This is a genomic window from Paenibacillus fonticola DSM 21315 (assembly GCF_000381905.1).
Lineage (GTDB): Bacteria > Bacillota > Bacilli > Paenibacillales > Paenibacillaceae > Fontibacillus > Fontibacillus fonticola.
Genome location: NZ_KB907305.1, coordinates 1 through 1,243, shown reverse-complemented (window position 1 = coordinate 1,243; position 1,243 = coordinate 1). Strand labels below are relative to the sequence as shown.

Sequence of the window (1,243 nt, the reverse complement as noted above, 5' to 3'; positions counted from 1 at the left end):
TGCCTGTATTTCTTTAAACCACATTAAAAAAGGTGAAATCGACGAAGCGATTTCACCTTTTTACTTCTAGAGACTAGTTATGTCCCAGCCTCTTTCTATAACTTGCTTTGTTAAACAGTGGTAAGTACCGTTACAATTGGACCTCTTGTTTGTACGTTAACGATTCCAGTTACTGATGAATTATACCCATTTGATTCGATTGATCGAATATTTCTTTTAAAATACGCTGAATGAGTTCTGCGTTCAGCTCAACGAATCCTGGCTCTAGTAATTCAAAATGCTCTCCAAGTAACTCATATTCAACATAATGTTTCTCTGTTGATTGTTTCCATAGCAAAGCGTTATCAGATGCTTTACCTAATTCTAATCCTTCCGCCACTAAACCATGGATCTTAGCATTCACTGTTCCTGTATTAATGAGTTTGCTCAAATATATATGATAAGCACGTATTCTTCTAAACACTTTATCTTTTATGGGATGAGCAGTTAAAACTTCTTTGTAGAGCTCAGGGGCATGTTCTAGCAGAAGTTGTTCAATTACGCGATCATCTATTTCAGTTGAATCAATTAACTCCATACATTTCATTTTGGAATCAATCATAATAATATCGGATACTTCATATCCTCTGTCTTCCATTGCCTTGGCTACTTCAAATGCCAGGTTGCCTCCCGCTGAATAGCCGATAAACACATAAGGCGACTTCTCTTGAACACTTACAATAGCGTCCACGTACTGATCTATCATTTCTGACTGGTCACGAGCATTCTCCGTAAAGTCGAGAGCATATACCAGAAAATGATTTTCAAGATACTTCGCCATTTCGGCAAACGCAATTCCATATCCAAGTATCGGTGGAAAACAGAATACATTCATCAACCCCTTTTCACTTAGTTTCATAATGTTATTACTGGTCCTACTTACAAATTGCTTAGACTTGCATTGCGTCAATTGCTCAGCCAAGTTCTCTATCGTTGGATTCTGAAGAACGATGTGCATAGGAATGTCGATTTCCAACACACTGTTGATCTTTTGCATCAATTGAAGCACCTTTAGCGAGTGCCCTCCGATATCAAAAAAGTTTACATTAACGCTAATTCGAGAAATCCCCAGTATATCTTCCCAAATTGACACCAACGCTTCTTCCACCGGCGTACGTGCAGCGATATACTCGGCTCCGGTATGCAGATGTTCTGCTGGCGCAGGCAATGCTTTACGGTCGATCTTGCCGTTAGGCGTCAGCGG

General features: G+C 39.6%; 1 protein-coding gene. It reads right to left on the bottom strand.

What is annotated here, in order from left to right; translation table 11 throughout:
* Nucleotides 1–169 precede the first annotated feature (169 nt).
* Nucleotides 170–1,243, bottom strand: a 1,074-nt coding sequence (locus G358_RS31140; RefSeq protein ID WP_033404787.1) for a thioesterase domain-containing protein, incomplete at its 5' end; no start/stop codon positions are given.